The sequence below is a fragment of the Streptomyces sp. NPDC046909 genome (assembly GCF_040644695.1).
Lineage (GTDB): Bacteria > Actinomycetota > Actinomycetes > Streptomycetales > Streptomycetaceae > Streptomyces.
The window spans coordinates 434,324-451,235 of sequence record NZ_JBEYXC010000001.1; the positions used below are offsets into that span (position 1 = coordinate 434,324).

At 69.8% G+C, this 16,912-nt stretch carries 9 protein-coding genes; 2 read left to right on the plus strand and 7 right to left on the minus strand.

What is annotated here, in order from left to right; translation table 11 throughout:
• Nucleotides 1–110 precede the first annotated feature (110 nt).
• Complete coding sequence (locus tag ABZ928_RS01795) at nt 111–1,604, minus strand: LCP family protein (protein WP_361514466.1); 1,494 nt, start codon at nt 1,602–1,604, stop codon at nt 111–113.
• Nucleotides 1,605–1,769: 165 nt separating this feature from the next.
• Here ABZ928_RS01795 and tatA point away from each other — a divergent pair, with 165 nt between their 5' ends.
• Nucleotides 1,770–1,982, plus strand: coding sequence for a Sec-independent protein translocase subunit TatA (gene tatA / locus ABZ928_RS01800; RefSeq protein WP_361514467.1), 213 nt, complete (start codon nt 1,770–1,772; stop codon nt 1,980–1,982).
• 3 nt (nt 1,983–1,985) lie between these two features.
• Here the strand turns inward: tatA and ABZ928_RS01805 are convergent, their stop codons facing one another.
• The 3 genes from ABZ928_RS01805 to ABZ928_RS01815 all read right to left on the minus strand — a co-directional run bounded on the left by ABZ928_RS01805 (nt 1,986) and on the right by ABZ928_RS01815 (nt 4,530).
• Nucleotides 1,986–3,227 carry a cytochrome P450 gene (locus ABZ928_RS01805; RefSeq protein WP_361514468.1) on the minus strand — a complete coding sequence of 414 codons (1,242 nt, stop codon included), beginning with the start codon at nt 3,225–3,227 and terminating at the stop codon, nt 1,986–1,988.
• A gap of 194 nt (nt 3,228–3,421) precedes the next feature.
• On the minus strand, nt 3,422–3,892 hold the full coding sequence (locus ABZ928_RS01810) for a DUF6114 domain-containing protein (RefSeq protein WP_361514469.1): 471 nt from the start codon (nt 3,890–3,892) through the stop codon (nt 3,422–3,424).
• Nucleotides 3,892–4,530, minus strand: a complete 639-nt coding sequence (locus tag ABZ928_RS01815; protein WP_361514470.1) for a DUF6230 family protein — start codon at nt 4,528–4,530, stop codon at nt 3,892–3,894. Before ABZ928_RS01815 ends, ABZ928_RS01810 begins: the two co-directional genes overlap by 1 nt.
• A gap of 609 nt (nt 4,531–5,139) precedes the next feature.
• Here ABZ928_RS01815 and ABZ928_RS01820 point away from each other — a divergent pair.
• A complete protein-coding gene (locus ABZ928_RS01820) occupies nt 5,140–5,790 on the plus strand; it encodes a Tat pathway signal sequence domain protein (RefSeq protein ID WP_361514471.1) in 651 nt (216 codons plus the stop codon).
• Between the two features lie 72 nt (nt 5,791–5,862).
• Here ABZ928_RS01820 and ABZ928_RS01825 read toward each other — a convergent pair whose 3' ends face one another.
• The 3 genes from ABZ928_RS01825 to ABZ928_RS01835 form a co-directional block, all read right to left on the minus strand.
• Nucleotides 5,863–6,225, minus strand: coding sequence for a hypothetical protein (locus tag ABZ928_RS01825; RefSeq protein ID WP_361514472.1), 363 nt, complete (start codon nt 6,223–6,225; stop codon nt 5,863–5,865).
• 16 nt (nt 6,226–6,241) lie between these two features.
• Complete coding sequence (locus tag ABZ928_RS01830) at nt 6,242–12,763, minus strand: RHS repeat-associated core domain-containing protein (RefSeq protein WP_361514473.1); 6,522 nt, start codon at nt 12,761–12,763, stop codon at nt 6,242–6,244.
• A gap of 219 nt (nt 12,764–12,982) precedes the next feature.
• Nucleotides 12,983–15,703 (minus strand): LamG domain-containing protein, encoded by a 2,721-nt coding sequence (locus tag ABZ928_RS01835; protein WP_361514911.1) that lies wholly within the window; start codon nt 15,701–15,703, stop codon nt 12,983–12,985.
• Nucleotides 15,704–16,912 lie beyond the last annotated feature (1,209 nt).

A 16,912-nucleotide genomic window follows, 5' to 3' on the forward strand; every position in this document is an offset into this window, starting at 1 on the left:
GGGTGACTCTCGTTGGCCGGATCACATCGCGTGTGACCACCGGTAGTCAAGTGAGCAACCACATGCGGTGAGTTCTCGGTGCCGCTTCGTGATGTTCAGGTGCGGACCAGTCACCCGTACGTCAGGTTCGAGCAGGGATCGTCGTCCGCGGACCGCGCCCCGTCGGCGACGGCACTGGGCACCGCCGTCGGTGCCGCCGTGGGGGCGGTGGCGTACGACTCGCCCAGTACGACGGCGATCCCGGCCCTCGTGACGGACTCCAACTCGGCCCCCGTGAACGCCTTCGCCACGGTCCGCGCCCGCGACAGCTCGCCCGGCCCGTACTCGACCAGCGTGCCGGTGTGATCCTGGGTCGCCGCCGTCGCCGTACCGGTGACGGTGAACCCGTCCGAGGTGAGCGTCGCGGCGGCACGGGCGGCCAGGCCGGTGAGTGTGGTGCCGTTGTAGACGGTGACGTCGATACCGGCGCCGGAGACGGGTGGCGCGGTGGCCGTCGGCGTCGCCTTCCCGCCGCCCGTCTTCTTGCCGCCCGCGTTCTTGCCGTCGATCGTGCGGTCCGCCTTCAGGGCGGCGAACAGGGCGCTCGCGTCCGGCTGGACGATGGCGACGCGCGACCCGTCGTACCGCCAGGGCACGGTCACGAACTTGGTGTTGTGCAGGTCGATGTCCTTCAGCGACATGGCGAAGGAGATCAGCTTGTCGGCCGAGCCGAGCCCGGGGTCCACGGTCAGCGATTCGGTCGCCGCGTCGGCCAGGGGCAGCAGCTTCGTCGGCGTCAGACCCCTGCTCTTCACCTCATTCAACAGGCTTGCCACGAACGCCTGTTGGCGTTTGATGCGACCGATGTCGGAGCCGTCCCCGATGCCGTGCCGGATACGGACGTAGTCCAGGGCCCGCTGCCCGGAGACGGTCTGCACGCCCTTCTTGAACAGCAGCTTGCCCGGGGTCGTGCGATGGGGGTTGAGGTCGTTCTCGTAGACGTTCCCGGGCAGGCACACCTTCACCCCGCCGACCACCTCGGTCAGCCGCGCGAAGCCCTTGAAGTCGACGACGACGGTGTGGTCCACGCGCAGCCCGGTCAGCCGCTCGACCGTGTTCTGGGTGCAGGCCGGGTTGCCCTGGGCGGTCTCGCCGACCGAGTACGCGGCGTTGAACATCGTGTCGGTCCGCGTCTTCGTCCAGCTGCCGTCGGGGAGCTTGCAGGGCGGGACGGTGACCAGGGAGTCGCGGGGGATGGAGACGGCGAGGGCGTGCCGGTGGTCGGCGTAGACGTGCAGCAGGAACGTGGTGTCGGAGCGGCCTATGTCGTCCTTGTCGCCCCCGCCGAGCTTGTCGTTGCCCCCGGTGCGGGCGTCGGAGCCGATCAGCAGGACGTTCTCGCCCTTGGACGAGCCCGCCTCGGGGCGATGGTCGGAGAGGCCGCCCGAGTCGAAGGTGTTGATGTTGCCGTCGAGCTTGAGATAGAGCCAGCCGGCGCCCGCGGTCGCGAGCACCACGACCGAGAGGCAGATCAGCAGCGCGAGCCGTATTCGGCGGCCCCGGCGGCGGCCGACGTGCTTGTGCCGCGGGGGTGCGGGTGGCCTCCGCGTACCGGTGATCGTCATCCGCGCCCTCTTGCGTATTGCCGGGGTTTGTCACGTTCGCCCCGAGTTGTACAGTTGCGCGAACAGAGCAACCGTCATCCGACGGGCGGCCGGGGCAAGTGTGCTCGACCGACGTAAGAGGGAGTTGAGAAGAACTCCCAGGAAATCCGAGGAAAGAGGCCGCCCGTGCTCCGCAACGGACTGGAACCCTGGCACCTGCTGATCGTGGCGATAGTCGTCATCGTGCTGTTCGGCTCGAAGAAGCTGCCCGACACCGCGCGGGCGCTCGGCAGGTCGATGCGCATCCTCAAGAGCGAGGCGAAGGCGATGAAGGACGACGACACGGCCGCGGAGACGCCCGCGGAGACGCCCGCCACGGGAGCCTCCGCCGCTCGGTGAACGTCAGCCCGTGCGCACCGGCAGCGCCGTGTGGCCGTTCGAGATGAACGAGTCCACCGGCTCAAGGTCCCCGGGCGCCGCCGCCACCGTGAGCCCGGGGAAGCGCTCGAACAGCGTCGGCAGGGCGACCCGCGCCTCCAGCCGGCCCAGCGGTGCGCCCAGACAGTGGTGGACCCCGTGCCCGAAGGCCAGATGGTCCTTCTCGGCCCGGGTGACGTCGAAGACCTCGGCGTCCGGGCCGTGGTGCCCCGGATCGCGGCCCGCGGCGGCGTACGCGGCCAGGATCGCCTCACCCTCGCGGATCACCGCGCCCTGCGGACCGCCCAGCTCGCCGAGGGACAGGTCCTCCACGGCGTACCGCAGCGGCAGGCTCGCGACCGGCGTCCGGACCCGCAGCGTCTCCTCGATCACATCGTCCCAGGAGGCCTGCCCGGCGCGGACCAGCGCCAGCTGTTCCGGGTGGGTCAGCAGCGCGTGGACGGCGTTGTCCAGCAGGTTGACCGTGGTCTCGTGACCGGCGCTGATCATCAGCATCAGGGTGTCGAGGAGCTCCTGCTCGGTGAGCCGGGTGCCGTCCTCCTCATGGGCCGCGATCAGCGCCGAGGTGAGGTCGTCGCCCGGTGACTCCCGCTTCGTGGCGACGAGTTGACGCAGGGCCGCGTAGAACCTGGCGTAGATGTCGGCGACCTTCTCCGGGTCGGCCGAGGTGTGGAAGACGCCGTCCACCACGGCCCGCAGCTCCGGGCCCTGCTCCTCGGGCAGGCCGAGCAGTTCGCCGATCACCTGGATGGGCAGCGGGTAGCAGAACTCCTCGCGCAGATCGACCACTTGACCGTCCGCGCCGGCCTCGGCGACCCGGTCGAGCAGGGCCGCGGCGATCTCCTCGACCCGCGGCCGCAGGGCGGCCGTACGGCGGGCGGTGAACGCCTTCGCCACCAGGGTGCGCAGCCGTTTGTGGTCGTCGCCGTAGGCGGTGAACATGTTCTGCACGGCCACCCAGCTGAACAGCGGCCAATCCGGCTTGATCTCGCCCTCGATCCAGCGGGGCCAGTGCCGGCGCGGGTCCTTCGAGACCCTCGGGTCGGCCAGCAGCCGCTTGAGGAGGACGGTGTCGCTGACGGCCCAGGCCGGTACCCCGTGGGGGAGTTCGACCGGGGCGACGGGGCCGCGGGTCCGGATCCGGGCGGCCTCCCCGTGGATGTCACGGCCGGTCGGGTCGATCACGATCGGGTGCTTGAACTCCATGTAACTTCCCTGCACACTCGGCTGCTCGTACCGGCCACGCTAGGCGGGCCGGTCGTGGCAGCGCGAGTGCGCAGGGTGACTTCCAAGCCGGACTGAGTGCGCCCGGTGGGTGACTCGCGAGCCGGAGTCCAGGCGCTCGCCCGGTACCTTCCGAGCCGGAGTCCAGCCGCTTGCCCGGTGTTTTCCGGCCCGGCTCAAGCGAGTTCGCCGGCCTCCGGCCCCACGGCCCCCGACAGTGCGGCCTTCGCGGCCTTCGCCGCCCGGCGCCGCTTGCGCCGGCTCACCCGCGGCTCCTGGTCAGGGAGCCAGCCGAACGCCATGCAGCTGCCGACCACGCCCAGCAGGAGGCCGATGAAGAAGCCGCCCAGGTTCGAGGTGAGCCAGGTGCCCAGGGCGAGCAGCACCCCGATGATCGAGTAGAAGAGCCGCTGGGCCGGGTTGAACAGGATCAGCAGCCCCGCCACGACCATCACGGCCGGCAGCAGATAGCCCGCCAGGCCCTGCATGCCGATGTGCAGGACGACCTTCAGGGAGGCCTTCTCGGTGAGCAGGATCTCCGCCCCGCCCAGGGTGAGCAACAGCCCGCCCCAGAAGGGCCGGTCGGCCCGCCAGGCGCGGAAGGCCGCCCGTACGCCCGCTCGTTCCGGCGTGGGAGTCTTCGACATCAGCAACCCGAGCTGCTGAAGCTGAGCTTGAGGCCGGGAAGCTTGAACACCGCCGCCGTGGTGGCGTAGTTGGTCTGCCGAAGGTTGGCGATGTGCACGGTGTCGGCCTGCTGGCTGAAGACCCCGATCGGACCCTTGACCCCGGCCTTGGTGAGCGTGCTGGCGTCGTTGCCGATCTCGATGTTGTTGAACTCGGCGTCGCCCGACAGCTCGGTGGAGTCGGTGGTCAGGTCGGTCGCCGTCACCTTCTGCGAACCGCTGCCCGCCTTGATGAGCAGGTTGGTGCCGCCGAGGTCCACGCTCTGGCACAGGCTGTCCAGCGTGGCGCTCTTGATCGCGGAGGTCACGACCAGCACCTGGCCCCCGGTGTCGCCCGCGTTCGGGCTGTTCTCCGCCATGTTGTCGAGTCCGCCGAACTGCTCGAACCCGGTGCCGTTGAGCTCCTTCGCGGTGACCGTGAACGGCATGCCGGAGATGGCGAACTGAACCCCCAGCGCGCCCTCCGCGGTGAGCACCGCGAGGGTCGCGGCGACCAGCGTGGCCGGCACGGCCATCACGGCGGCCCGGCGGGCCCGGACCCGACCCCGTCTGACGGGCTCGGTCGAGGAACCGCTTTCCGGGTTCTCGGAGGTGTCCATGTGTCTGCTCCCAGGTGCATAGAAAGTGCGGTCTGGCATCACTGGCACGTTGTCCTGGCGCGGACAGCGCATGCGGCGCGCGAACCCTCTCAACTCCCGGCGGATGCAAGGGCTTTCTCGCTACTCCGCAGTAGCCGCTGAGGAAGTTACCCGTGGTTACTTTCGAGGGTCAAGAGAGTTGTGAAAAAAGGGTGTCGGTTGTGCCCCACCTGTGGCTCAAGGGGTCCCGACGGTCCGGCAAAACAATTGACTATTCGTCAAGTCCCTTGATTCTTCTTGACGTTGACTGACCATCAGGTCTACAACTCTCCCTGGTTCACCCCGGATCCGTGGCGCCGGATCCGTAGCGCGGCACCGCCCGCGCCTCCCGGACGTTCTGTCCGCCCAGGCACCCGCACGGTCGGCTTCCCCCCTCGGTCCGTGCTGAGTGCCCTTCCCCGCCCGGCCCGGCCGGAGGCCACCCCACGGTTTCCGGCCGGTCCCCGGCCGGTTGTCGTCGCCGGTCCGTCACGTACGGAGAAGGCGTGACGGACCGGCGACGGCGGACGCCGCGTCGCGTCCCTCAACCCCCCTTGCAACCCCCCCCACCTCGGAAAGAGGCACCCCCGCATGCGTACGCGTACCCTGCTCACCCTCACCGCCGCTCTCGCCGCCTTCACCCTCCCGGCGATCGCCCCCGCGTCTGCGGCCGACAACGTTCTCACCACCGGTTCCGCGGCCGGCGACGCCGTCGCCGAGCAGGCCGAGGTCACCGCGAGCCTGGCCAGCGGCACCACGGCGACGCTCTACTCCAGCGCCACCGGCACCACGGGCATCACCTGCACCACCTCGCAGTTCACCGCGACGGTCGACAGCAACCCGACCGCCCCCGGCACGGCCTCCGAGTCCCTCACCGCACACACCTTCAGCAACTGCACCTCGAACAACGTGGGCGTCACCGGCGTCACCAGCGTCACGGTCAACAACCTGGCGTACACCACCACCGTGGCCTCCGACGGCACCGTCACCGTGTCCCCCGGCACCAGCGGGGCCATCCAGACCACCGTCGTGCTCAGGACCCTGCTGGGCACCGTCACCTGCGTCTACCAGGCGACGAACGGCACCCTCGCCGGCACCGCCGCCAACACCGACAACAGCATCCAGTTCACCAACCAGCAGTTCACCCGGAGCTCCGGCTCCTCGCTCTGCCCGAGCAGCGGCTACTGGACCGCGAAGTACGCCCCGGTGACCACCGGGGGCTCGGCGGTCTACGTCAACTGACACGCCAAAGGGTTCGCACCCCCACGCCCGGTGGGGGTGCGAACCCTGTGTGCCGTCATCAGCGGACCGTGCTCACCGGTCCTTGTCGCACATGCCTTCCTCCAGCTCGGAGATCTCGCGATCGCCGGAGGCGACACAGAACCACTGCGTCGGATGCTCGGAGTACTCCCAGCTGCGCGGGTCCGCGAGCAGCTCGGTCAGCGCCTCGCCGGTCACTTCCTCACCCGTGTAGTAGGCCGGCGGCGAGTCCGACCGGAACACCTTGATGAACCCCAGCGGCTGCCAGCAGCTGATCAGACGGGCGAAGCGCGGGATGTGCCGCTTCCACTCCTCCTCGTCCTCGCTCTGCGTCCAGTCGGCCAGAACACTCCAGAGATCGGAGCCCTCTCCGCCGTTGATGAAGAGGCAGTACTCGTCGTCCTCCCATTTCTTCACGGGGTGACCTCCTTTCTCACTGATCCAGCGCGGGGTTGCCGGCCAGCGGGACCCGGTAGGCCTTCTTGCCCTGCTGGATCTTGACATAGGGCGCCCGGTGCAGGATGTCGCGCAACTCGTACTCGCCGTTCTTCTTCGCGCTGTTCCCCGCCTCGAAGATCATGACTCCGCCGGGGATCTTGATCCGGAATCCGCCACCGGTCGCGGCGGGCGCGGGAATGCGCTCCTTTCCGGCCAGCAGCTTCTCCAGTTCTCCCGCCGTCGCGCCGCGCAGCGACTCCGGATCGTCCAGGCTGCGCACGACCTTCTCGGCCTTGTTGGCGCCCTTGCCCGCCGCCTCGGCGGCCTCCATGACGTCGTCCAGATGCTTCAGCTGGTGCGGGAACTTGGCGAAGTCGCCGAAGAACGGGATGAAGCCCGACATGCCGAGCGTCGCCCCGACGGCGTCCTTCTCGTCGACCGAGCGCTTGACGTCGTAGGCGTCGCAGCCCGCGCCCAGGACCGGGATCCAGCCACAGACGATGAGACCGATCTCCTTGATCAGAACCGCGTTCTTGCCGTCTCCCTCGCCCGACATGGCGCCCGGAGCCACCGGATACCCGCCGGTGTACCCGGAGTTCCCGGCACTGCTGTAACTGTCCCCCGGCCCCGCGACCGCGCCGCCGCCACCGCCGGTGCAGTAGTTCATGCCCATGGCGTAGTAGCACTGGCTCTCGGTGGTGCCGGTGCTGGTGGTCGTGGCCGTACCGCCGCCGCCACCGCCGCCCGTGCCGCACGGGTCCAGCAGCACGTAGTAGCAGGTGCCGCCACCGCCCCCGCCCGGTGTGCTCGTGGTGCCGCCGCACGGGTCCAGCAGGACGAAGTAGCAGGTGCCGCCCCCGCCGCCGCTGTCGTGCACCGGCTTGAGACCGGTCGGGTCGCTCGCCGTGACCGGGGTGTTGTTCGAGTAGCTGTAGCCGTTGAGCGACTGGTGCTGGTCGACCGCGAGGAGCGGGTCGAGGCTCACGAACTGCCCGATGCCCGGGTCGTACTCGCGGGCGGCGACATGGGTGAGACCGGTGGCCGCGTCGGCGGGCTTGCCCAGGAACCCCTTGTCGTCGGGCCAGGCGGTGGCCTTCGCGCCGCGGGTCCCGCCGAACGGGGTCGAGTACCGCTTGGTGATCGCGTACGTGCCCGCCTCCAACGACAGGCTGGAGGTGCCGTGTTCGTCGGCGGCGAGGAAGCAGAGCTTCGACCCCGTCGTACCGGACACCGCGGTACGCACCGCGACGGTCTGCCCGTTGGCCTGGTAGTAGCGGGTGCCGGACACCGTCTTGGCGGTGCCCGCGACCGTCAGCCGGACCTCGGTGCCGTCCAGATACAGGACCGTGTCGCCGTCACCCTTGGCCCGGCGGATCAGCAGTTCGCCGCCCGCGTCGTACAGGTAACCGGTCTCCTTGGCGCCCTCGGTGAGCTTGGCGAGCTTGCCCTCGCCGTTCCACAGCAGCGTCTGCTGCGCCGAGGCACCGGGCCGCGAGGTGGTGTTGCCGGTCTTGTCGTACCCGTAGGCGGCCGTGGTCGCGCCGGAGGTGCGGTCGAGGGTGTGCGGCCTCTTCTCCGTGGTGTCGTCGTAGGTGTATGTCGTGGTCTTGTCGGCCGAGACGGTGTGCTGCGTCTCGGTCTTGCGCTGGCCCGCCGCGTTGTAGGAGTACGACGTCCAGTACGGGGCGGCCCCGTCGATGTTGGTCACGGTCCGTCCGGAGGCGGCGCAGTCCGCGGTCTTCGGGGTCCAGGCCTCGGTCAGCCGGCGGTGGCCGTCGTACGCGAAGCACTGGAAGTCGGCCTTCGTGGTGCCGCCCTGGGTGGTGGCGTCGAAGATCGAGGTGACGTTGCCCGCGTCGTCCCGGGTGTACTTCAGCTCCTGCGGCATGAAGCCGTGCACGTCGTCGGTGACGTACGACCGGGTGAGCCGGCGGGTGCCGGTCTCGTAGTCCCAGTTGAGGTACGCCTTCTTCGCCGAACTCGTGCCGTCCGTGCCGAGGGTGAGCTGCCGCAGATCGCCCTGCGGGGAGAACGCGGCGCCCTGGAGATAGCCGGTGGTGCCCTTCGAGGTGAGCTGGTGGCCGGTGGAGTCGTAGGTGTACGAGACCGTCTCGGCGGCGAGCCCGCCGACCGCGGGCGCGCCCTGCTGGCTGACCGTGCCGTCCAGGTTGTAACCGGTGCTGAACGACAGCGTCTTGGGCACACCCGCCGTCACCAGCGCATCGGTGTCGGGCAGGATCAGCTGGCTGCCGGTGACCTGGTAGAGGCTGTCGTAGCCGGTCACCTTCTGGGTGTACGCCTTCCCGGCCACCCCGCCGTCGTAGCGCACCGCGGTGTCCTGCTGCCCCTTGGCCAGCGTGTCGAACGTCCAGGCGGCGAGCTTGTTGGCGTCCGTCTTGTCGGTCTGCCACATGCCGGTCCGGCGCCCCAGGTCGTCGTACTCGTACAGGACCTTGCGGTTCTCCGAGTCCAGCGTCCAGTCGGCCTGGTCGAGGGTGTCGTAGTGGGTGGTCGTGGTGCCCCGGTCCGGGTCGGTCACCGCGGTCTGGCGGCCGAACAGGTCGTAGGTGTAGGACCACGAGGTCTGGTCCGGGCCGGTGACGGTCTTCTGCTGTCCGGCGGCCGTGTAGGTGAAGCCGGTCGTGGTGAAGTCCTGGCCGGCCGGCTGCGGGCCGCCGTACTCACGGCGTTCCGTCGTCCGCCCCAGGGCGTCGGTCACCACGGCCGTGGCCTGACCGCCGGCCGGCGCGGTGGTGGTCATGGTGTCGCCTGTGTACACCGTGTCGACGGACCAGCGGGTCACGCCGTGCACCTTGGTCACCGCCTTGATCGCGCGGCCCGCGCCGTCGTAGGTGGTGTCCGTCTGCATCGGCGCCTGACCGCCGTCCGTCTCGACGGGCGTCGACGACGGGGCCGAGGTGCTGTCCCAGATGTCCGACTGCGCGCTGACGGCGAGCCCGCGCGCGTCGTACAGGTTCAGACCGATGAGCCGGCCGCCGGACGGCGACGGGGACTGCGTCTGACGCGGGCGCAGCAGCGAGTCGTAGAACTCGTAGGTCGTGTTGTACCCGGAGCCGTCGCCCTTGAGGCTGCCCGTGGACACCCACGACATGGCCGCGCTGGTGACCTTGTAGTCGTAGACGAAGTTCGGCGTCTTGCCCAGCGCCCGGGACCGGTTGGGCAGCCACAGCCGGACCACGCGGCCGAGACTGTCGTACTCGGACTCCGTGATCTTGCTGTTGGGGTCGGTGACCTTCACCGTCGCACCGGTCGCGAAGTCCACCGCCGTGACGGTCTTCTGCGTCTTGGCGTTGGTCGCCGATGACGAGGTCAGCGGGCCCGCGGCCGGCGGGTTGTACGTCGTGGTGGCGGTGGGCACGTCATTGGTGTTCTTGGTGATCAGCGGACGGCCGAGCGGGTCGTACGTCGTCGTCGCCGTCTTCTGCCACAGCGCGCTGTCGTCGGCGCCGTAGCCCTTGGCGCGGCCCGACCACACCGGGTCGCCCTTGGTGGGCTGCTGGATCGCCGACCAGGCGGTGGCCGTCGCGTCGTCGTAGACCGTCGCCGTGTCGGAGACGACGTCGCCCGCGCGGGTCGAGTCCGCCGGCAGGTCGAGCGCCGAGTCCGCCGTGGCACACGTCTTCGCGACCGTACGGGTGCGGGAGACCAGGGAGCTGATGCCCTTGGCCGCGTTGCGGGCGTACCAGGTGCGGGCGCAGGTCTCGTCGCCGGTGACCGCGTCGTCGCCCAGATCCTCGACGGTCTCGGCCATGCCGTAGGCGTCGTAGGAGGTCTTCACCGTGTGCACCCGGTCGTACGGGGTGAGCTTGCTGGTGACGTTCGTACGCTCATGGGTGGCGCCGGTGCGCACGAAGTACGCCTCGGTGTCCGCGTACGACTTGTGCTGCGTCGCCGTCCGCTTCGACCAGGGGTCGTGGACCGTGCCGGACACCTCCGTCGAGCCGTCGTAGGTGACGGTCTCTCGGGTGAGGCCGGCGTACTGGTCGGAGTCGGTGATCGCGGCGGCCTTGATACCGGACACCGTCACCGACTTACGGGCGTCGGGGTCCGGAGTCTTGCCGTCGCCGCCGAGGACGCGGTCGCCGTTCATGCCGCGCAGATAGACGGCGACCGTCTTGCCGCGCGTGCCGGTGGAGATGCCCACGAGGTGGGTGACCTGCTCGTAGCCCCGCCAGATGGACCAGGTGCGCTGCTTGGCCGGGGTCAGCGGGTCGTCGTTGTAGTGCCAGGCGCCGCCGCCGGAGTACTGGTAGCTGTGCTGCACCGCCTCCGAGCCGCCGCGCGGGTCCGTCGTCGACACCGAGGTGACCGGGTACTTCTGGAACCAGTCCAGGACCGGGTCCTTCTCCCCGTTCGGCGACCAGTACACCGGGTAGCAGCGCCGGGTGTTCTCGTCGACCTTGGGCATGGTCTGGCCCGCCACACAGTCCGCGTCGGCGTACGTCGCGATGGTCTGCGCGCCGGTCTCCGAGGTGACCGTCTTCAGCCGGGGCCGGTTGAGCGGCAGGATGTCGTCGGCCGCGCCGTCGACGCGGTTGGGCCGCATCTCGTGCGTGAACTTCACCGGGTCCAGAGAAAGATCGGTGCCGCGCTTGCCGGTGTGCCTGATCTCGTCCAGCCACAGCGACTGGTCACTGGAGTCACCCGTGTCGCCCGGGTCCAGGTACAGCTGCTTCAGCGTGAAGGCGTCGACCGCCTCGAACGCGGGAGTGGCCGCGGCGGCGTTCCACGCGTACGTCGTGACGGCGGTCAGCCTCTTACGCGTGAAGAACGCCGGGCCGACATTGCCGGTGCACTTGTCGCCGTCCTTGCAGATCGCGTCGAACGGCACGTCCGGCCAGTTGTCCCGGGTGTCCTCGGTCAGCGCGTCACAGCCGGTCCCGGACGCCGTGCAGCGTTCGTCGTACGACAGCACGACCTTGTCGGAGGCCGCCGGGGAGCCCGAGAACAGGGCGCCCGCCCGCTGGCCGTAGCGGATCTCCTTGAGGTAGCCGCCGCGGATGTAGTCGGTGCCGGTGGTGTCGTCGCCGAGCTTGTCGTAGTTGTTGTGCTCGGCCGTGTACCAGTACGACATCGCGTTGCCGTGGGTGTCCTCGACGTAGTCGAGGTTCCAGCGCCAGGCCTGCTTCTTGTCACGGCCCGAGAAGGAGGTGCCGTCCGCGTAGCCGGGCTCACCGCTGTCGTCGCCGAAGACCGGGACCGTCCACACGGAGTCCGTGCGGTCGTCGGTGCCCGCGCCGTCGAGCTTGTTCAGGCCGAACACGTACTTCGTGCCCTCGCCGGTGACGACGGTCCAGTACTCGCCGTTGTCGTCACCGTTCTCCGCGCCCGTGGAGCGCGTGACCGTGGAGGCGTCGTCGTCCTTCAGCCGCCACTGGCCGTCGGTGTCGTCCTTGACCAGCTCGGTCGCCTTGCCGTTCAGCACGATCGAGGCGTTGTCGTACTTCCAGCACAGGTCGTACTTCTCGCTCTGCCCGTCGTCGTCGCACGAGCCGTACTGCCGCTCGATGTACGACGAGGTCAGGTCGAAGCCGGTACCGACCGTCGTGCCCTGGTTGTTGGTGGTCGCCGTCTGGCCGTCCACACTCCCCGAGTCGTAGGAGATCGCCAGATCGGGCTGGGGACCCGCGGCCGCCGGGGGCACCCGCAGCGGGTACGACCACGTGAACGTGCCCGACGAACCGCCCGCCTCCCACGTCGAGGAGGCCGCGAGCGGCGTCGCCTTGTAGTCACCGGAGCCGGACTGCGTGCCGGTGCCGGCGGCGAGCGCCAGCATCATCGGCGCGCCGCCGGAGGAGAGGTTCAGCGGCGCCGAGACCTCCTCCTCCACCCGGTCGTTGGTCGAGCCGACCTCGTCCCGGGTACGGCACTTCGCCCGACCGGGCTCCGTCAGGGCACAGCCCGGCAGCCGGAACAGCCGCAGCCGCCCCGCCCAGTCACCGCCGTACGCCGAGGCGAACGCCGCGTAGTCCACGCCGAGCCGGGCCTTGCCGCCGCCTTCGGGCGCGCTGACCTTGAGGACCACGCCGTTGACGCCGAGGGCCTTGGTCTCCTCGCGACCGAGGACCTGAACGGTGACGGACGGGGCCTGCTTGCCCGTGGCCTTGCTCTTGCCCTTGGCCGCCGCGCTGAGCGTGACGGGCAGGGCACCGGGCCGGGCCGTGCGCGCACCGGAGGCCGGCGCCGTGAGCGTGGCCTTCCCGGCCGACGGCCAGCTGACCGTCCGCGCCCGGTCCTCCGCCGCCCGCTCGGCGGCGCTCCGGTCGGCGGCCGCCGAACGAGCCACCGTCCGGCTCGCCTTCTTGTTCACGGCGGCCGTCAGCGCCCGCACCTTCGCGGACTGCGGAGCCTTCAGATCGGGCTTGCCCAGAGGATCCGTATCGGCCGCGAACGCGACCGGCGACAGCAGCCCGGGAACCATGAGCAGACCGGCGACCACGGCAAACCGCCGCGACCACCGCCCACTGGCGGCCCGGGACATCCCGAAGAGGTTCATATGAGTTCTTCCTGCGCACCACAAGTCACGGGGCGCGGTGGCCCGGCGCGGTGGCCGGGGTTAATGAATGAAGGGGGGCAGAGGGGGAGGCACTCCCACGGGTCACGACTAATCGCAGGTCGGCGCCAACCCACCCAGGGGCGCGGGGCTGTATCGATATGCGGCTCCGCCGCGTGGGCGCGACCAGCCCCCACTCAGCCGCACCCGACACGAAGGCCGTTAAACGGCGTCCGGCGTAGCAAGAACCTGATGACGAACCTGGTCGGCAGTCATCGCCCCGGTCCAGACACGAAGTTCGGCCAGCCCACCCGGCAGATGGTTGCCTACCGTGCCCGCGTTTGCGCCACGGCCCATGGCCAGTTCGCCCGTGCCCTGCTGAGCCGCGGTGAAGCCCGCGTCACCCTCCGACGGCTGGTCGTACTCACCGACGTACAGATGCAGCTTCCCGTAACGGATCTCCGTGCCGGAACCGCCCGGGTCGGTCCACTCCCAGCGCTCCTGCGCGTCGAAGACCCCGGTGACCTGCACCCACGTGTCCGTCTCGGCGATGTCCGCCCCGGGCACGACCGCGCTCTGCGTGACCTTGCCGTCCGAACCGACCGCGGTACGCGTGAACTTCCACTGGTAGACACCGTCGGCGGGCTTGACCACCCACAGCGCCCAGGACGACTCGCCCCCGACCCGCTGCCCGGCCACCTGCCCCTGATAGCCCACGGGCTTCCCGGCGAGCTTCGCTGAGTCCAGCTTGACGAGGGCCGAGGCGGTGAAGGAGCCGCCCTCGTCGACCACCGGCCCGGTGGCCGCCGCGTAACCGGCGCTGCCGTCGAGGACGAGCGCGTTGTCGGCCTCGTCCAGCACGGCCCCCGTGGCCGACAGCTTCATCGACGGCACCGGATACGACGTGCCCTCGGCGACCTCGGTGCCCTTGGCGGACGTGGCGTCCCAGCGGGCGACCAGCTCATTGGCGGGCACCCCGTCCTGCAATGCCTGTGCCTCCTCGGCCACCTGCTCCGGCGCGAGGGCCCGCTGCCACACCGCGACCTCGTCCAGCAGACCGAAGTAGTGGGCGCCGTAGGAGCCGTCGCTCTTCGAACGGCCGAACTGCAGACCGCCCGTGGCCGTCCACGGGGTGTACGTCGGCGTGGCCGTGGCCAGCACGACCGGCTTGCCCTGCGCCCGCCCATTGACGAACAGCTGGATCGTGTCGTTCGCGGGATCGGTGTCGGGGATGTTGTCGTCGCCCTCGGTCTTGAAGACGCCCGTGAGATGCGTCCACACGTTCAGCGGCGGATTCTCCTGGTCGGCGAAGGACCGGGCGAACGCGGGGCCGTTGATGTCCTTGTCCGTACGGTTGAAGATCCACTTCTTGTACGCGGAGGAGTAGTACAGCGCGAACGCGCTGCCGTTGGCGCCGGGTTCGGAGAGCACCACACGGTTCGCCGAGGCGTTGGACAGCTGTACCCACGCCGAGACCGTGAACGAGTCCTTGGTGTTCACCGCCGGGGTGGCGGTGGCCGCGTACCCGGTCTGAAGCGCCGGGTCGGTGGTGTCGTCGTTCAGCCGCAGCGAGTAGTCCGCGTCACCGCGCCGGGCCCGGCTCGACCAGCCCGTGCCGTCCGCGCCGACCAGCGTGGCGTTGTGCCGGGTGCCCTCGGTCGCGGTGTCCGTCGCGGTCATCGTCCCGGAGCCGGGCACCCCGTTGAGGTTCCAGCGGCCCACCGCACCCGCGGCCGGGGACACCTTGAAGGAGAACTCGCTGTACGCGCCCCAGCGGTTGCGTACGTCCTTGGCCCGGACGGACAGCACCTGGCTGCCCGACAGCGGCGGCGTCACGTCCTTCACGGTCACCGTGGACCCGGAGACCGACCTGGCGGAGGTGGACAGCAGCTTCCACTCGTACGCGGTGATGTCGGTGTCGGCCGCGTTCGGCTTGAAGGTGAAGCTGCCGGGCGTACCCGGACCGCCGTGGCCCTCGCACAGATTGGCGGTGCACTCGGTGTACGGCGAACCGGCGGTGATCTGCGGGGCCTTGGGCGCCGTGGAGTCGATCTTGAAGTAGCACCACGACGAGTACGAGGACCACAGGTCGCCCGACTTGCCGCTGTAGGACCAGTGCGACTGCGTCCGCGCCTTGTAGCGGTACAGACCCCCGTCGGCCCGGTCGGTGGTGCGCTGCTTCTCCAGCGTGCCGTCCGGATGCCAGCCGGTGTCCGGCATGTGCCCGGACCACACCGAGTGCCAGGCGGCGTCGTCACCGCGCTCCACGACGTACTCGGCCTGCAACGAGCCTTCCTCGGCGCCCTTGTTGGACTCCACCTGCGTCTGCACCCGGGCCTGGACCATCGGGTCCTTGCGGGTCACGATCAGCGGGTCGGACGAGGACTTCTTGCAGTACGCGGTGGTCCCGTCACCCGGGATGAGGCCGACGTCCGTCGGCACACCCGGCTTGTAGGCGAAGGTGACCTGGAGTTCGGCGTTGTCGTCGAACCGCTTCCAGGCGCGCGGGTCGGACTCGTCCTTCGCGCGCAGCATCAGCGTCAGACGGTTGATCTTGCCGTCCGCGAAGGAGCGGACGGTGCTCTTGAGGTTCTCGTCCGTTTCGTCGGGGTTGTCGTTGAACTCGATCCAGGCGTCCGGCTGGTCCGGGCTGCACAGACCGCCGCGGCCCGCCGAGACATACCGGTCGCCCATCTGGTCGAGCTGGGCCGGACCGGGCCAGTTGGTGCCCTCGGAGATGTTGTCGGTGCGCTCCAGGTCCACCCAGTGCGGATCGCAGTTGAACGACCAGGTCTCGTGCGCCCGGAACGTGGCGTCGAGCACGTACTTGCCCGCGAGCTTGGTCGGCGCGAACTCGAAGTACATGCGGTCGACATAGCCGCCGCCGCAGGAGTAGCCGTCCGCGGTGCCGCACTTGCCGACGCCCTTGTCGCCGTCGAACATCCAGAACTCGTCCTCGTCGGAGGAGATCTTCGTACGTTCCGAGGCGCCGAGGCCGATCGAGGGGTCGATGAAGACCGGGTAGACGGTGTCCTCGCCGCGCAGCAGCTCCAGATCGGGCCGCACGGCGACGGTCCCGTCGGCGACGGCGACCGGCAGGACGGCGGTGGTGTCGCCCTCGCCCGGCTGGGAGGGGTCCTCCTGGGCGGGGGCGCCGGAGGCGTCGAGCGGGTCTCCCGAGGCGTCGGTGTCGGCAGGGTCCGCCGAGCCGGTGACATCGGCGCGGGACAGCAACTGCGTTTGCGGTCCCGTCTCCTCGTCGCCCGCGGAGTCCCACATCTGCCCGGCCGGCCCGCGGAAGACGGCGTTGCCGTCCTCGTCGAGGGCGCGCAGGCCGCCGCCCGCACCGGGCACGATGCTCAACCCGTCGCCGGAGGCGGCGAGTTCGACGTGCTCCAGCTCGGGGTTCTTCGCGGCCTCGGGCGTCTTGACCACGAGCACCTCGCGGTACCCCTCGGCGGTCGCCGTCAGTTGCAGGTCCACCCCGGCGAAAACGTTCGGGTAGGTGGCCGTCGCCCCGTCGAGCACCGGCTCGGGCAACGCGTCGGGCCAGCCGAGCGAGACGGCCCGGTCGTCCTCGGCGAGCCGGAGCATCCCCGCACCGCTGCCCCCGCCCGAGAACGACAGGTCGACCACGGCCCCCTTGGGCGCGATCCGGCCGTCGGACCGGCGCTCCAGGGTGGGGTCGACCGCACCCCAGGTGCCGTCCGCCCGCTCCACCCGCTGCGGAGTCGTGGACTGCGTGAGGGTGAACGAACCGTCCGGATTCGCCTCGGTGGTCGAGTACTCCGTGCGGTCGCCGGTCACCTCGACCGGCTCACCCGAAGCCTTCGCCTGTGCGAGCGCGGTGACTTCGTCGATGCTCCCCGACGAGGTCCCGACAGCCGCCGCCGTGGTCACGACCGGCGAACCGGGCAACGCCGACACTCCGATCGCGGCGACCACGGACAAACTCAAGATCGCGGAGCGCGATCTTCCCCACCCCAACTTCACGGCGCCTACCTCAGCGTCACAAGTCCTCCATGAACCCACGGAGTCAATGCCGGGTGGTAGCTCTCCGTCAATGTGGCATGTGTCACGTGATCACATTCCTGCAACGCCCTGACCTGCAAATATCGGCGATTGAGGGGCTCGGGGGTCGACTCGTGCATC

Excerpts from the sequence above, each read along its gene's own strand:
- ABZ928_RS01795 (WP_361514466.1), bottom strand. The coding sequence starts at position 1,604 with ATGACGATCACCGGTACGCGGAGGCCACCCGCACCCCCGCGGCACAAG.
- ABZ928_RS01805 (WP_361514468.1), bottom strand. The coding sequence starts at position 3,227 with ATGGAGTTCAAGCACCCGATCGTGATCGACCCGACCGGCCGTGACATC.
- ABZ928_RS01810 (WP_361514469.1), bottom strand. The coding sequence starts at position 3,892 with ATGTCGAAGACTCCCACGCCGGAACGAGCGGGCGTACGGGCGGCCTTC.
- ABZ928_RS01815 (WP_361514470.1), bottom strand. The coding sequence starts at position 4,530 with ATGGACACCTCCGAGAACCCGGAAAGCGGTTCCTCGACCGAGCCCGTC.
- ABZ928_RS01820 (WP_361514471.1), top strand. The coding sequence starts at position 5,140 with ATGCGTACGCGTACCCTGCTCACCCTCACCGCCGCTCTCGCCGCCTTC.
- ABZ928_RS01830 (WP_361514473.1), bottom strand. The coding sequence starts at position 12,763 with ATGAACCTCTTCGGGATGTCCCGGGCCGCCAGTGGGCGGTGGTCGCGG.
- ABZ928_RS01835 (WP_361514911.1), bottom strand. The coding sequence starts at position 15,703 with ATGTTCGACGGCGACAAGGGCGTCGGCAAGTGCGGCACCGCGGACGGC.